The organism is Actinoplanes sp. NPDC048988, assembly GCF_043197815.1.
Taxonomy (GTDB): Bacteria; Actinomycetota; Actinomycetes; order Mycobacteriales; family Micromonosporaceae; genus Actinoplanes.
The window spans coordinates 167,304-182,561 of the sequence record NZ_JBICTW010000006.1; the positions used below are offsets into that span (position 1 = coordinate 167,304).

General features: G+C 72.1%; 11 protein-coding genes. 4 read left to right on the forward strand and 7 right to left on the reverse strand.

The genetic code is table 11. The features are described from left to right. Nucleotides 1-64: 64 nt before the first annotated feature. Together ACGFJ7_RS21470 and ACGFJ7_RS21475 are read right to left on the reverse strand one after the other, a co-directional pair. The gene (locus ACGFJ7_RS21470) at nucleotides 65-718 is read right to left on the reverse strand and encodes a response regulator (RefSeq protein ID WP_392643336.1); all 654 of its coding nucleotides are present in this window, start codon (nucleotides 716-718) and stop codon (nucleotides 65-67) included. Continuing rightward, nucleotides 715-1,830, reverse strand: coding sequence for a sensor histidine kinase (locus ACGFJ7_RS21475; protein WP_392643338.1), 1,116 nt, complete (start codon nucleotides 1,828-1,830; stop codon nucleotides 715-717). Before ACGFJ7_RS21475 ends, ACGFJ7_RS21470 begins: the two co-directional genes overlap by 4 nt. Before the next feature lie 141 nt (nucleotides 1,831-1,971). Here ACGFJ7_RS21475 and ACGFJ7_RS21480 point away from each other — a divergent pair, with 141 nt between their 5' ends. Then, nucleotides 1,972-2,562: a hypothetical protein gene (locus ACGFJ7_RS21480; protein ID WP_392643340.1), complete on the forward strand. Its 591-nt coding sequence runs from the start codon at nucleotides 1,972-1,974 to the stop codon at nucleotides 2,560-2,562. On the opposite strand, the gene ACGFJ7_RS21485 is transcribed toward ACGFJ7_RS21480, so the two are convergent. Further along, on the reverse strand, nucleotides 2,553-4,211 hold the full coding sequence (locus ACGFJ7_RS21485; protein ID WP_392643342.1) for a phosphatidylserine/phosphatidylglycerophosphate/cardiolipin synthase family protein: 1,659 nt from the start codon (nucleotides 4,209-4,211) through the stop codon (nucleotides 2,553-2,555). The two genes, ACGFJ7_RS21480 and ACGFJ7_RS21485, sit on opposite strands and share 10 nt — an antisense overlap. A gap of 164 nt (nucleotides 4,212-4,375) precedes the next feature. Between ACGFJ7_RS21485 and ACGFJ7_RS21490 the strand changes: the two genes are divergently transcribed. Further along, nucleotides 4,376-6,037, forward strand: coding sequence for a polysaccharide deacetylase family protein (locus ACGFJ7_RS21490; protein ID WP_392643343.1), 1,662 nt, complete (start codon nucleotides 4,376-4,378; stop codon nucleotides 6,035-6,037). Between the two features lie 4 nt (nucleotides 6,038-6,041). Here the strand turns inward: ACGFJ7_RS21490 and ACGFJ7_RS21495 are convergent, their stop codons facing one another. Beyond that, nucleotides 6,042-7,142 carry a ricin-type beta-trefoil lectin domain protein gene (locus ACGFJ7_RS21495; RefSeq protein WP_360256254.1) on the reverse strand — a complete coding sequence of 367 codons (1,101 nt, stop codon included), beginning with the start codon at nucleotides 7,140-7,142 and terminating at the stop codon, nucleotides 6,042-6,044. A 133-nt stretch (nucleotides 7,143-7,275) separates the two neighbouring features. On the opposite strand from ACGFJ7_RS21495, the gene ACGFJ7_RS21500 reads away from it, so the two are divergent. Continuing rightward, a complete protein-coding gene (locus ACGFJ7_RS21500) occupies nucleotides 7,276-9,648 on the forward strand; it encodes a ricin-type beta-trefoil lectin domain protein (protein ID WP_392643344.1) in 2,373 nt (790 codons plus the stop codon). Nucleotides 9,649-9,658: 10 nt separating this feature from the next. Here the strand turns inward: ACGFJ7_RS21500 and ACGFJ7_RS21505 are convergent, their stop codons facing one another. The 3 genes from ACGFJ7_RS21505 to ACGFJ7_RS21515 form a co-directional block, all read right to left on the reverse strand. After that, nucleotides 9,659-11,857: an EAL domain-containing protein gene (locus tag ACGFJ7_RS21505; RefSeq protein WP_360256258.1), complete on the reverse strand. Its 2,199-nt coding sequence runs from the start codon at nucleotides 11,855-11,857 to the stop codon at nucleotides 9,659-9,661. Between the two features lie 39 nt (nucleotides 11,858-11,896). Then, complete coding sequence (locus ACGFJ7_RS21510; protein ID WP_360256260.1) at nucleotides 11,897-13,843, reverse strand: translation factor GTPase family protein; 1,947 nt, start codon at nucleotides 13,841-13,843, stop codon at nucleotides 11,897-11,899. 107 nt (nucleotides 13,844-13,950) lie between these two features. After that, nucleotides 13,951-14,754, reverse strand: a complete 804-nt coding sequence (locus tag ACGFJ7_RS21515; RefSeq protein WP_392643347.1) for an alpha/beta fold hydrolase — start codon at nucleotides 14,752-14,754, stop codon at nucleotides 13,951-13,953. Nucleotides 14,755-14,808: 54 nt separating this feature from the next. Here ACGFJ7_RS21515 and ACGFJ7_RS21520 point away from each other — a divergent pair, with 54 nt between their 5' ends. Beyond that, a complete protein-coding gene (locus ACGFJ7_RS21520; protein WP_392643349.1) occupies nucleotides 14,809-15,219 on the forward strand; it encodes a MarR family winged helix-turn-helix transcriptional regulator in 411 nt (136 codons plus the stop codon). The last annotated feature ends 39 nt before the right edge of the window (nucleotides 15,220-15,258 follow it).

Below are 15,258 nucleotides of genomic sequence, written 5' to 3' on the forward strand. Positions count from 1 at the left end.
TCTACGTGAGGACGGGTCCGTATCGCCGCGACGCCAGGAGCGTAAACCATAGAAACAACCCCGCCTACCCCACGAGGCCGATGTCGTAGGCGAGGATGACGGCCTGGACGCGGTTACGCAGGTTCAACTTGGACAGAACGCTGCCCACGTGCGTCTTGACCGTCGCCTCGGAAACCACCAGCCGGCCGGCGATCTCGGTGTTGGACAGGCCGGCCGCCACCGCCCGGAGCACCTCGCGTTCGCGAGGGGTCAGCTGGTCGAGGACCGTCCGGGCGCGGCCGGCCGGCACGGGCCGATGAGAGGTGTAGGCGGTGATCAGGCTCCGGGTGATCCGCGGGGAGACGACCGCGTCGCCGGCGGCCACCGCCCGGACGGCCCGGGTCAGCTCGTCGACCGGCACGTCCTTGAGGACGAAGCCGCTCGCGCCGGCGCGCAACGCCGCGAAGGCGTACTCGTCCAGGTCGAAAGTGGTCAGGATGAGCACCCGGGCCGCCGGATCCCGGGCCATGATCCGGCGAGTGGCCTCGATCCCGTCGACGCCGGGCATCCGGACGTCCATCAGGATCACGTCCGGGCGTACCTCGGCGGTCAACCGCACCGCCTCGGCCCCGTCCGGCGCCTCACCGGCCACCTCGATGCCGTCGGTCTCCTCGAGGATCATCCGGAACCCGGCCCGGATGAGGGCCTGGTCGTCGACCAGCAGCAGGCGGATCGTCATCCCGGAGCCTCGGCCGGGAGGGCCAGGTCGGCGTGCACGCGCCAGCCGCCGCGCGGATCGGGGCCCGCGGTGACCGTACCGGCGTAGACCGCGGCCCTTTCCCGCATGCCGGCGAGTCCGTGGCCGGCGTCCGTACGGCCCGGGGCCGGCGTCCCGTCGTCGTGCACGTCGACGGTTACCGACCCAGGCCCGGGAGTGACGGCGACGCTGACCCGGCGGGCCGCTGTGGCGTGCTTGAGCGTATTGGTCAGGGCCTCCTGCACGATGCGGTAGACCGTCAGCTCGGCTCCCGGCGGCATGCCGGACGGAACGGCGGTGACGGCCGACTCGACGGTCAGGCCGGTCGACCGCACGCGCTCGAACAGGTCGCCGAGCTGGGCCAGGCCGGGCTGGGGCCGCCGATTGCCTTCCTCCTCGCGCTCGCCGTGCACTATGCCGAGCAGCCGGCGGGTCTCGGTCAGCGCCTGGCGGCCGGTCTCCGCCACCTGGCGCATGGCGTCACCGGCCCGCTGCGGATCCTTGGCCTGCTTGCGGGCGGCGCCCTCGGACAGGGTCACCATGACGGCCAGGCTGTGGGCGATCACGTCGTGCATCTCCGCGGCGATACGCGTGCGCTCGGCCACGGCGGCCTGCTCGACGGCGGCGCGCAGCGCGTCGCGCCGCTGCCGCGCGTTCACACCCAGCAACAGCACGGTGACCACCGGGCCGGACAGCAGCAGGAACGTCTCGGTCCAGGACCCGGTCCCGGCCCACGACCCGGTCTCCGGCCAGCGGACGGCCGCCAGCAAGGCGCCCACCCCGACCACGCCGGCGGCGGCGATCGCCACCCGCGCCCGGCAGCGGCTCGCCACCGTGTAGAGGTAGATCAGCAGGACCAGATCGGCCGCCACGCGCACGTCGGCCACCCACTGGGCCAGCGCCACGGTCGCGGCGAAGGCGAACGTCCCGAGCGGGAACCGCCGACGCCAGACGAGGGGAACCACGAGCAGAACACTGAACAGGACGTACGCGCCGAGGCGCGGGTCGGCGTGCGTGGCGTGATACGAGAGCTGGGGCACCGTCACGGCCGCCACGACCACCGCCGGCGCCACGCCGGCCGCCACCTGCCTCATGCGCCCAGCCTAGGTACCGGGCGGCCCGGCCGCGTCCGACCCCGTGCCGAGCTTCGCCTCATCCTTTGGTCGTAGAGCCCGGGAGGAAGACCATCACGAGGTCCGAGGATTCGGCGCCCGGTGCTTCCTACGGTCGGATCCATGTCCTTCGAGACCAGTCCCGCGTACGACCGTGTCCTGGCCGACGACCGGAACTACCACATCGTGTTCCTCGTCGTCGGCGGCCTTTTCACCGTTCTCCTGCTGCTGTTCTGCGTGTTCTCGTGGGTACGGTTCCGGCGGGCCCGCCGCCACACCTTCGAACGGCGGGCCTACCTCGGCTTCGGGGTGACGAGCCTGGTCCTCGGCCTGGTCATGGCCGTGGCCGTCTGGGCCAACGTGACCAGCGTCGTCGACCCCCGGCGGACGCTGTCCGGAACGGCCTTCTCGCCGGTCGGCCGGCGGTGGCTCGAGGCCGGGCGGGCCGAGCTCTCACCGGCGCTCCAGCGGGCGATCGACGAGCGGCTCGCCTGGCAGCGGCCCAAGGCCGTCATCTGTGCGGTCCTGCTCGTGGGCTTGGTGACGCTCACCGTGCTCCTGTGGCGGTCACTCCTGCGCCGGTCCGCCGGACGCCGGCTGCTGGTGGGCGCCGGCGTCCTGTCGGCCGCCGGCTGCGTGCTCCTGATGCTGATGGTCATCGGCAACACCGAAGGCGCGCTCGCCCCGCTGACCCTGACCGTGATCTATGGCTGAGATCGCCTCTCCCGGCGTGCTTTCTCCCAGCGCGCCTTTTCCCGGCGCGCTTTTTCCCGGCGCCAGATGGCGGCCGACCAGCGGGCCGGGGTCAGCGCGCGCTCGGCCGGGGCGAAGCCGGCCGGCAGACCCGGGCGGCGCCACGTGTCCGGTGGGTGGCCGGCCGGCAGCCACTCGCGGCGCCAGATGCCCAGGGCGGTGTCCAGGTCGGCCAGGGCCGGCGTCAGCCGGTCGTCGAGGGGTGTGCGCAGGTGCTCGGCCCACAACCGGGTGCGCAGGTCGCGGACCAGCGGGCCGGTGGTGACGAAGGTGGACGTGATCTCGCTGTCGGTGCCGACCATCGAGCGGCTGAAGAAGTTCGCCGAGCCGATGCTGGCGAACACGTCGTCGACGAGCATCAGCTTCGTGTGGACGGTCAGGTTGTCGACCCGGTACATGACCACGTTGCGCCGGCACTCCACCGGCAGCTTGGCCAGGACCCGCCACCGCAGATCGCGGGTGATCACCGGGCGTACCGTGCTGTCGCCGCCGTCGGCCGGGTCGCGGCGGCCCGAACCGACCAGGATGATCTTGACGCCGCGCTCGGCCGCCGCGCGCAACTGCCCGTACAGCTGAAACCGAGGGTCGCCGCCCGGTGACTCGTGGAAGTACTGGTCCTCGAGATAGATGTAGCGCTCGGCGGCCCCGATCGCGGTGATCATCGAGTGGTAGATCTCCTGGATGCCGGCCCGGACGACGTTGGCCCGGCGCATCCGGCGCAGGCCGCGGTGGCGGTACAGCGACCACGGCCGGTAGGAGCGCACCACCTGCACCGCGGTCCCGTAGGCCGGATGCTCCGGCTGGTCCGGCACCGGGGGCAGGTCACGCGGTGGTTTCACCGGGTTGATCCAGGTGAGACCGCCGCCGGGCAGGTGGAAATACTCGGCCGGCAGGTTCTTGGTGATGTACCGGGGTGGCAGGTCGGCCGTGTTCTGCCAGCGGAACCGGAACGTCTCCCACACCCGGACGGCGGCCGGGCCGCGCAGGCGGGCGGCGGCGTCGTGCCATCCCCACCGGCGGTGGCCGAGCTTCAGCCGATGGTGCGGGTTGTGGTCGAAGCGGTTGGGATAAAGGTCAAGGCCGCCGACGTACGCGGTGAGGACGCCACCGTGGCGGAACACGACGAGCTTCTGGTGGTTGGAGCCGATCAGCGGCCCGGACCAGTCGAGCAGGACCCGGTCCTCCAGCGGCGTCAGGACATCGTGGGACGACGGCTTCCAGGCCCGGATGACCCGGGCCGCGATGGTGTTGGCCCGGAACGGCCCGACCGGCAGCCAGGGCACGCCGCCGGAGAACTCGGCGGCGCTGAGCACGATCCGTACGTCGGTGCCGGTCGCGGCCTTTTCGGCGAGAACGTCGGTGAACGGCCGGTAGCCGGTCTCGCCGGCGACCCGCCCGGTGAGGTCGAGGTGGGGATCGGCCTGGTAGCTGGCGATGTAGACGGCGTCGCCGGGGCCGAGGGCGCGCATGTGGCCGTCCAGCTCGGTGAAGTAGGCGACGCCGTCGATGATCGGCTCGAAGTGCGAGTTCTCGGCGAAGACCGGGCACGCCTCGGTGGCCGGTGGCAGGTACCGGCCGATCAGATCAGTCAGTGGCGACGCGTGCGGCATGCCCGTGATTACATCGGAAAGCGGTGGGCGCGTCGACGCCCGGCCCCCGTACCGCGGCGGCCCGGGTGCTGGGCACCGAGTGCTACCGTCGCCCGCTGAAGATGATCTACGTAGCCCGGCACCCGCCCGGCACGTGGACAGCGTCGACGAAGCGGAGGTGCCCGATGCCCGCCGAACCCACCCCGGCCGATCCCGCCGGCACCCCATCCGACCCCACCGGCACCCGGGCCGACGAGCCCACCACCGCGATCCCCCCAGCGGACGAGCCCACCGCGACGGTCACCCCGGCCGAGGAGCCGACGACCAGGATCACCTCGGCCGACGAGCCCACCGCGACGATCACTCCGGCCGAGGAGCCGACGACCACGATCACGTCGGACGGCGAGCCGACCGCGGCGATCACGTCGGAGGGCGAGCCGACCGCGGCGATCACGTCGGAGGGCGAGCCGACCGCGGTGACCACCCCTGCGGACGAGCCCACCACGGCCGACGAGCCCACCGCCAATATCGGCCCGGCTGGCGAGCCTACCGTCGCGATTACCCCACCTCCGCCCACGGACGAAACGGAAAAGGCGCGCGAATCAACCGCCGCGCTGCCGGATGCCGCGAGTCCGGACGAGGCGACGGTCGCGATGGCCGCCGGGACCAGTCCGGATGAGGCGACGGTCGCGATGCGCGCCGCAGTTGTCCCGGATGAGGCGACCGTGGCGATGCCCGCCGCCGTTGTTCGGGATGAGGCGACGGTCGCGATGGCCGCCGGGACCAGTCCGGATGAGGCGACCGTGGCGATGCCCGCCGCGGTTGTTCCGGATGAGGCGACTGTGGCGATGGCCGCCGGGGCCGGTCCGGATGACGTGACGGTGGCGAGGGGTGCCGGGGCTGAGCCGACGGTTGCGATGTCGGCTCGGGCGGTGCGCGATGCCGCGACGCCGATGGGAGCGGCGGGCGGGGAAGCGACCGTGATGCTCCCCGGTGCGGCCGATGGGCGTACGGCCGCGCCTGCCCGGAGGGCTCTGACCCGGCGGCAATTTCTTCTCGGGCTCTCCGGCGTGACCGGGGTCGCTGTCGTCGGTGGCGCCGTCGCCGTTGCCGCCGCCGGTGGATCCGATGGTGAGAAGAACCCCGTCACCGCCGTCTCTCCCGCCACGACCAGGCCGCGGACGCCCGAGGCCACGACCGCCACCACGCCGCCGGCGCCCGTGCAGCATCGGGCGATCTCGACGCTCGCCGAGTACCGGCAGGCGACCGGCGCCGCCGCCTTCCCGGCCGACGCCATCGCGCTGACCATCGACGACGGCCCGCACCCGGTGTGGACGCCGAAGATCCTGGGGCTGCTCGCCAAATTTCACGTCCCGGCCGTGTTCTGCATGATCGGCAACCAGGTGCTCGGCCACGAGTCCGTCGCGAAGACCGTCACCCGGGCCGGGCACCAGCTGGCCAATCACACCTGGAGTCATCCCACCAAACTGGCCGGGCGGCCCGACGCGCTCGTGCGCAAGGAGATCCGCAAGGCGCAGGCGAAGATCCAGAACACGACCGGCAACACTCCCAAGCTGTTCCGCTCGCCCGGCGGTGACTGGTCGCCGCAGCTTCTGCGTTCGGTCGCCCAGGCCGGACTGCTTCCGCTGGACTGGACGGTCGACCCGCGCGACTGGTCCCGTCCGGGCGTCCCCACGATCGAGCATCGCCTGATGGCCGCCCGCCCGGGCCAGATCCTGCTGTGTCATGACGGCGGCGGCGACCGGTCCCAGACGTACAAGGCCCTCAGTGTCGTCATCCCCGCCCTGCAGGCGCGGGGCCTGCGGTTCGTGGAGCTGCAGAGCTGACCCGTCAGCGCCGGGTCCAGCGCTGGTTGGCCGCGCCGGTGCAGGTCCACAGCACGACCGGCGTGCCGTTGGCGGTCTGGTTGCTCCGGACGTCGAGGCAGAGCCCGGACTGGTTGTTGCGGATGGTGCCGTCGCTGCCCGTCGTCCACTGCTGATTGACGCCGCCGGTGCAGTCCCAGAGCTGCGCCTTGGCCCCGGCGGTGGCGTTGGTCGGCGAGTCGAGGCATTTGCCGACCGAGCGCAGGGTCGACCCGGACGCGGTCCACTGCTGGTTGGCGGCGCCGCTGCAATCCCAGATGATCGGCTGGGTGCCGTTGGTGGTGCTGCCGTTCGGCACGTCCAGGCAGCGGCCGGAGGCGGCGCTGACCAGTGCCGGGCCGGACGGGGTGCCGGGGTCGCCGATGGCGCCGGGCACCGAGCGCAGCGCGGCGTACCAGGTCGCGGCCATCTTGTCGTACCCGCCGGCCGTGGGGTGGACGCCGTCGATGAGGTCGGCGGTCGTCAGGGCGGCGTGCATGTCGACCAGGTGGACGCGTTTGCCGGCGGCCACTTTGCTCTGCACGATGCCGGGGAGGGCGGCGTTGAAGGTGCGGCCGGCCGCCTCCTGGCCGGCCGAGGCCAGCGGGATGATCGTGGCCACGAAGACGTCGGCGGCGGGCGCGGCCGCGGTGATGTGGTCGATCAGGGTGGAGAGCCGGCTCGGCGCGGACGCGACGTTGTAGTTCTGGAGAACGTCGTTGGTGCCGATGTGCAGCAGCACGGTGCGGGGGGTCGTGGCTTGCAGCCAGCGGGTGATGTTGGCGTCGATCTGGTCGATCCGCCAGCCCGGGTGGCCTTCGTGGTCGTGGTCGCCGAGGTTGGCGGGCCCGTTGACCTGCGAGCCGACGAAGTCGACGCGGTAGCCGGCGCCGGCCAGCCGCTGCCAGAGGCCGATGCGGTAGCCGCCGGGGACCTGGGTGCCCTCGGTGATCGAGTCGCCCAGGGGCATGACGCGGACCCCGCCGTTGCTCTCGGCCGCGTGCGCGGCGCCGGCCGGGGCGAGAGCGCCGGTGAGGCAGAGACCCAGGGCGAGAGCGGCGTGGAGCCAGCCTTGTCGTTTACGCATGGTTTCGGATGTTAACATTCACATCCATCAATTCAACGGGGCCGATTCGCACGATTTGGCGAATCGATCTCGGGAAAAATTGTTACGACCAGGTTTCATTGACCGCCATCGTTGTGAACGTTAACTTCAGGGCATGACTGCTCTGATCCGTGTGGCCACGCTGTTGCTGCTGATGATCACCGGCGCGCTGGTGATCGGCCCGTCCCCGGCGCAGGCCGCGACGGCCATCACCATCAACGGCTCCTCCGGCGGGCGGGTGTTCGACGGGGTCGGGGCGATCAGCGGCGGGGGCGGCAACAGCCGGCTGTTGTTCGACTATCCGGAGCCGCAGCGCACGCAGATCCTCGACTACCTGTTCAAGCCCGGCTACGGCGCGGCGATGCAGATCATGAAGGTCGAGATCGGCGGGGACACCAACTCGACCTCCGGGGCCGAGCCCAGTCACGAGCACACCCGGGGCGCGGTCAACTGCGACCGCGGGTACGAGTGGTGGATGATGGCCCAGGCCAAGGCCCGCAACCCGAACATCAAGCTCGTCGGGCTGTCGTGGGGCGCCCCGGGCTGGATCGGCAACGGCAACTTCTGGTCGAACGACTCGATCGACTACCTGATCGCCTGGCTCGGCTGCGCCACCTCGCACGGGCTGACGATCGACTACCTCGGCGGCTGGAACGAGCGCGGCCGCGACCTGACCTGGTACAAGAACCTGCGCGCGGCGCTGAACTCCCGCGGGTACGCCGGCGTGAAGATCGTGGCCTCGGACGACTTCGGCTGGGGCTCGGCCGACGACGCGCAGCGGGACCCGGCGTTCGCGAACGCCGTGTCGGTGTTCGGCAGCCACTACGTCTGCGGCTACCGCAGCGCGCAGACGAACTGCCCGAGCACGACCACCGCGGTGAACTCGGGAAAGACGCTGTGGGCCAGCGAGAACGGCTCGGACGACTACAACGGGGGCGCGCCGGCGCTGGCCCGGGGGATCAACCGGGACTACATCGACGGGAAGATGACCGCGTACCTGAACTGGCCGGTCATCGCGGCGATCACCCCGAACGTCCCGTGGGCGACGACGGGGGTGGCGGTGGCGCCGCAACCCTGGTCCGGCTACTACTCGATCGGCAAGAACACCTGGGTGATGGGCCACACCACCCAGTTCACCGCACCCGGGTGGCGCTACCTGGACAGCTCCACCGGCTACCTCGGCGGCAACCGCAACAACGGCAGCTACGTCTCCCTGAAGGCGCCGAACGGCAGCGACTACAGCACCGTCATCGAGACGATCGACGCCGGCTCGGCCCAGGACCTCCAGTTCTCCGTCACCGGCGGCCTGTCGGCCGGGACCGTGCACGTGTGGTCCACCGACGTCAGGTCGAGCAACCCGGCCGACCATTTCGTCCGGCGCGCCGACATCACCCCGTCCAACGGGTCGTTCTCGCTGACCGTGCAGCCCGGCCACGTCTACAGCCTCACCACCACCACCGGGCAGGGCAAGGGCACCGCGGTCAGCCCGGCCCAGGGCGCTCTCGCCCTGCCGTACGCCGACGACTTCGACAGCTACGCGAGCGGGCGGCAGGCGAAATACCTGTCGGACCACCAGGGCTCCTTCGAGGTGACCCCGTGCGCCGCCGGCCGCACCGGCCAGTGCGTACGGCAGATGTCCGAGCAGGCGCCGATCTTCTGGACCTCCGGCCACGCCGAGCCGTTCACGCTGCTGGGCGACGTCAACTGGCGCAACTACACCGTCTCCTCCGACGTCCTGCTCGAGAAGTCCGGCTACGTCCAGCTCGTCGGCCGGGCCGGCAACTACAACCACGACGGCCCGCAGAACCTCAACGCGTACTACCTGCGGGTGGCCGACAACGGGCAGTGGTCGCTGCGCAGCAACAACACCAGCGGCAACCAGCGGACCCTGGCCAGCGGCACGACGACGGCGCTGGGCACCGGCCGCTGGCACAAGCTGGCCCTGACCCTCAACGGCGCCACGGTGACCGCGGCCATCGACGGCGTCACGGTCGGCAGCGCCTCGGACTCGGCCTGGGTGGCGGGCCAGGTCGGCTACGCCACCGGGCAGGGCGTGACGGCCCAGTTCGACAACCTGACCATCACCCCGCTCGGCGGCGGCACGAGCCCCACCGGCGAGATCCGCGGCGCCGGCTCGAACCGCTGCCTCGACGTCAACGGGCAGAGTCAGGCCGACGGGGCGGCCGTGCAGATCTGGGACTGCAACGGCGGCGCCAACCAGCGATGGACGGCCACCTCGAGCAATCAATTGACCGTGTACGGGACCAAGTGCCTGGACGCTCCGAGCTCGTCCGCCGGCACCCGGGTGCAGATCCTCACGTGCAACGGCGGCGGCAACCAGCAGTGGCGGATCAACGCCGACGGCACCATCACCGGCGTCCAGTCCGGACTCTGCCTGGACGTCACCGGGCAGGGCACGGCCAACGGCACGGCCGTCGTCCTGTGGTCCTGCAACGGCGGCAGCAACCAGCGATGGACCCGGTCGTGACGGGCGGCGCTCAGGCGGCGCCGGCCCGCGCGGCCGGTTCGGCGGCGAGCAGGCGTTCGATGGCCGCCGGATCCGACGGGCGGCCGAACAGGAAGCCCTGTCCGTAGTCGCAGCCGAGACTCTGCAGGGTGGCCCACTGGTCGTCGGTCTCGATGCCCTCGGCCACCGTGCTCAGCTGCAACGCCTGCCCCAGGCTGACCACGGCGTCGACCAGGGCTTTGTCCTCGGGGTCGGTGGCGACCTGGCTGACGAAGGCCCGGTCGATCTTGAGGATGTCGACCGGGAGCCGCTTGAGGTAGTTGAGCGAGGAGTACCCCGTACCGAAATCGTCGATGGCCAGCCGGACGCCGAGCCGCCGCAGAGCCTGCAAGGTCTCCGAGGCAGTGTCGATGTCCTGCAGGAGCATCGACTCGGTGAGCTCCAGGGTGAGGCAGGCGGGGTCGATGCCGGAGTCGGCGATGGCCGCGCGGACGTCGTCGACCAGGCCCGCGTACTGGAACTGGCGGGCCGACAGGTTGACGTTCATCCGCAGGCCGGGGCGGCCCCAGCCGGCCAGTTGGTGGCAGGACTCGCGCAGCACCCACCGGCCCAGCGGGACGATCAGTCCGCTCTCCTCGGCGTTGTCGATGAAATGCTGCGGGCCGAGCAGGCCGTGCACGGGGTGCTGCCAGCGGACCAGCGCCTCGACACCGGTCAGCCGCTGCGTGGGCATGTCGACGACGGGCTGGTAGAGGACGAGGAACTGGTCGGTGGCCAGGGCCTGCTCCATCTCCTGGCGCAGCTGGGCCTCGTTGACCACGCTGGCGTACATGGCCTCGTCGAACAGGGCGTACGCGTTGCGGCTGTGCCGTTTGGCCGCGTACATGGCCAGGTCCGCGTTGCGCAGCAACTCGTCGCCGGTGAGCCCGTGACCGTCGGCCACGCCGATGCTGGCGGTGCAGCGCAGGTCGCGGCCGGCCACCGGCACCGGCTGGCGCAGCTCGTGCAGCAGCCGCTCGGCCAGCGCGCCGGCGTCCCGGCCGTCAAGGTCCTCGATGAGCACGGCGAACTCGTCGCCGCCGAGACGGGCCAGGGTGTCGCCGGGGCGGACGTTCTCGCGCAGCCGGGCCGCCAGCGTGGTCAGCAGCTCGTCGCCGGCGCTGTGCCCGAGGTTGTCGTTGACGTCCTTGAAGTCGTCCAGGTCGATGAGCAGGACCGTCACCTCGGCTTCCCGGCGCGAGGTGGCGTGCTGGAGGCGGTCGCGGAACAGCGCCCGGTTGGACAGGCCGGTCAGCGAGTCGGTGAACGCCTGCCGGCTCAGCTGCTCCTCGAGGGCCTTGCGGGCGCCGACGTCGCGCACGCTCAGCACGACGGCCTCCAGGTCGGGGTCGCGCAGGCAGTTCGTGCCGATGGCGTCCAGCACGGCCCACGACCCGTCGGCCCGGCGCAGCCGCGTCTCGATCTCGGCGGTCGCGCCCGGCGCCGAGGCCCGCAGCGCCGCCATCCAGCTGCGCAGCCGGGGGAGGTCGTCGGGGTGGACCAGGGCGGCCAGCAGCGTGCTGGTGACCTCCGGCGGCGCGTACCCGAGCACGGTCTGGAGCGACGGCGTGGCGTAGCGGACGGCACCGTCCGGCCCGATGGCGACGACCACCTCGGGCGAGTTCTGCAGCAGGGCGCCGGTACGCCGTTCGGCCGCCCGCCGCCGTTCGTCCAGCCGCCGGCGGTTGTGCGCGATGATCGTGCTGATCAGCACCACGCAGGCCATCACCGCCACCAGGCCGATGACCAGCACCGCGCTCGTGCCGGGATGGCCGCCGAGCAGCGCCAGGAAACCCGCCATGGCCAGGGTGCCCAGGCCGGCCACGACGGGCGCCGAGAAGAGCGCGGTGGCGAGAATGACGATCAACATGGCGTACGGCAGATAGAAGACGACGCCGTACGGGTCGAAGTAGGCCAGCGCGGCCAGGACGGGCAGCTCGACCACCCACCACAGGACCAGGGCCGAGCGTACGCGCGGGCGCCGCACCCACCGCCCCCACGGCATTCCCGCCAGGACTCCCTGGCCGACGCCCGCCACCACCAGCGGCAGCGCCCACCAGCGCCGGTCACCCTCCCAGACGTACATCACCTGGGCCGCGCCGAGAAGCGTGGCGAGCATGGCGATGACCGAGCCCACCCGGATCTGGCGCGCCCAGTAGTCGGCCCCGTGATCGTCGAGGTGCAGCGGCATGAGCATCCCATCGGCAGGCCGGGCCCGGGTATGAGCCGGTCAGCGGGGGACGGCGCGGAACCACTCCTCCCGGTCGGCCGGGTCGGGGCCGCGCCGGCGCAGCGCGGGCGGGTGGTCGCCGGCGACCGGCGCGTAATGGTCGAAGTGTGTGGTCAGGACGGCCTCGCCGCCCGTCAGGTCGGGCAGGGCGGCGACCACCTCGGGAACGCGGGACGACGGGAGGGTGCCGCTCACCTCCAGATATCCGCCGGCCGTGGTGGTGTCGTCGATGACCGCGCCGAGCCGGCCCAGCAGCGCCGCGACCGCGTCGAACGTCTCGTGGGGCAGGTTCACGTCGAAGCGCTCGATCGGCTGGCAGACCCGGGTGCCGGCCCGGCGCAGGGCCGCGGCCACCACGACCGGGGCCAGATTGCGGAAGTCGGCGGCCACGCTCGAGATCGACTTGTCGAACTTCTGATGCGGCCGGCTCTGCCGCGGCCAGTACTGCGAGGACGTCATGGTGACCACGCAGTCGGTGACCGGCCACCCGTGCCGGCCCTGGCGCAGGGCGGCGCGCACCCCCTCCTCGGTCGCCGCGACGAAAGCCGGCGGCAGGCGGCCCGGCTCGACGCCGGGGCGAACCTCGACGCCGTGCCCGGCCGGGGCCGCCTCGATACGCAGGCCGACGCCGGCCAGGTACGGGTTGCCGCGCTCCTTGATCCGGTCCTCGCCGTCGCCGGTGCCCGTCACGCGCTCGATGCAGGCGGTCAGCGTGCCCGAGAAGCGGGCCCGGACGCCGTACCGGTCCGCCAGCAGGGCGGCGATGACCTCCTTCTGAACCTCGCCGTGCAGGCGGATCACCGCCTGCGCCTCGTGCTCGTCGAGCCGCAGGTCGACCAGCGGGTCCTCGTCGGCGAGCTCGGCCAGACCGGCGAACAGGGCCAGCCGCTGGGCCGGATCCACCGCCTCGACCAGCGCCTGCCGGGTCGCCGGGGGAAAGCGGTAGAGGTGCCGGCGCGGCGGGTCGCCGACGTGCTGGCCGATCCGGGCCGGCAACCCCCGTACCGCCGCGATCTGCCCGGCCGACGCCGACGGCCGCACGTGCACGCCGCCGGGCTCGCTGACGGCGATCTGGGTGACCCGCCGCGGCCGGTCCCCGGCCAACTGCACCCGGTCCCGTACGCGCAACTGTCCCGACCACAACCGCAGCCAGGCCCGCCGGCCGTGGTCGTCGCGGTCGACGGCGAACACCGTGCCGGCCAGCGGGCCGTCGCCCTGAGCGCCGCGGGGGATCAGCTCGGCCAGCAAGCGCCGCAGCTGGGGGACGCCGGCCCCGGTGATGGCCGAGCCGCACGCCACCGGGAAGAGCCGGTTCCCGCGCACGGCCAGCCGGACCGCCCGGCGTACGTGCCGCACGCCGACCGGCTTGCCGGTGAGCCACCGAGCGGCCAGGGCGTCGTCGACGTCGGCGACCGCCTCCACGACGGGCTCGGCGCCGAGGTCGACGGCCCGCACCCGGGCGTCGCGGCCGCCGGTTCCGTCGACCGTGGTCAGCACGAGCGGGCGCGCCGCCAGCCGCTCCCGCAACTGGGTCACCACGCGTTCGACGTCGGCGCCGGTGCGGTCCACCTTGTTGAGGAAGAACATCGTCGGCACGCCGATGCGGCGCAGGGCCCGCCAGATGGCGACGGTCTGCGGTTGCACGCCCTCGACACTCGACACGACCAGGACGGCGGCGTCGAGCACGGCCAGCGACCGCTCGACCTCGGCGATGAAGTCGGGGTGGCCGGGCGTGTCGAGCAGGTTGACGGTGAGGTCGCCGAGCCGGATCGAGGTGACGGCGGACCGGATGGTGATGCCGCGCCGTCGCTCCAGCTCCATCGAGTCGGTGCGGGTGGTGCCGGCGTCGACACTGCCGGGCCGGTCGACCGCGCCCGCCTCGAAGAGCAGGCGCTCGGTCAGGCTGGTCTTGCCGGCGTCAACATGGGCGACGATCCCGAGGTTCACCAAGGCCAAAGCAGATCTCCACGGTAGGACGGGTCAGGGTCCGGAGCGTGGAAGCTGCTCGCATGGTCACTCCTGTTCGTGGTCGGGCCACCACCGTCGCACGACACTCATCCCCGCGCCACCGCTTTTCCCCGCGCCGCCGCTTTTCCCCGCGCCGCCGCTTTTCCCCGCGCCGGCGGCAGGGCGGCCCAGACCTCGGCCAGCAGACGTTCCGGAGTCTCGATCTGTGGCAGGTGACCGGTCCGGTCGAGCAGCACGAACGCGGCGCCGGGGATGGCCTGGGCCAGGGCGCGCCCGTAGTCGGGGCCGGCGATGCGGTCGGCCTCGCCCCAGATCACCCGGACCGGCGTGGTGACACCGGCCAGGCGCTCCCGCAGTGCCGGGTCGAACATCCGGCCGTTCCCGGAGTACACGGCCAGGGCGGCCCGGTTGCCGGCCATCGCCGCCTGCTGCTCCGGCGTGAACGCGGCCGGATCGATCCGGAACTTCGCCGGCTCGTGGTAACTGTGCTGGGCGATCTCGGCGAAGCTGAGCGCGAAGAAGTCGGCGATCGGCTGGCCGGGCACCTCGATCCCGACCGCGTCGATGAGGATCACCGCGGCGATCCGGGGACTGTTCAGCAGGGCCATCTCGGCCGCGATCCAGCCGCCGAGCGAGTTGCCGACGACGGTGACGCCGTCGAGGTCAAGATCGGTCAGGAGCTTGTCGTACGCGGCCGCGAGCTGCCCGGGCCGGGTCAGATCATCCGGGCGGGGCGTCCCGCCGAAGCCCGGATGCACCGGGGTGATCACCCGGGCCGGCTTCTCCGCCAGCAACTCGGCGAAGCCGGCCACTGTCTGCGGCCCGCCGCCGCCGTGCAGAAGCAGGAACGGGCGCCCGTCCCCGATCGAGGTGTAGCTGATCGTCTCCATACGATCGACATTAACTAAGCATGCTTATATAAGCAACCTGGTATGGTGGCCGCCATGGAACTGGCTGAGCTCGGGTTGTCCGTCAAGCGCCTGCAGGCGCGGCACCACCGCACCGCCGACGAGCGCCTGGCCCCGCTCGGCGTCACGCTCGTGCAGTGGGACGCGCTGCGCCACCTGCACGAGAACCCCGGGGCCTCGCTGCACGACCTGGCGCAGCTGACCTTCCAGACCGACCAGTCGTTCGGCGCCCTGGCCGCCCGCATGGTCGACCGCGGCCTGATCGAGCGGGTGCCCGGCCCCGGCCGCGCGGCCCGGCATCGGCTCACCGGCAAGGGCGACGAGCTCCGGGTCGAGGCCGGCGTGATCCTGGAGGGCGTCCTGAAGGAGTCCTTCGGTGTGCTGGACGCGGCGGAGCTGGCGACCTTCGGCGAGCTGATGGAAAAGCTCGTTCCCCGGCAGCGGTGACCGCGCACGGAAAAGCCCGGCGCCTGGTGGGCGCCGGGC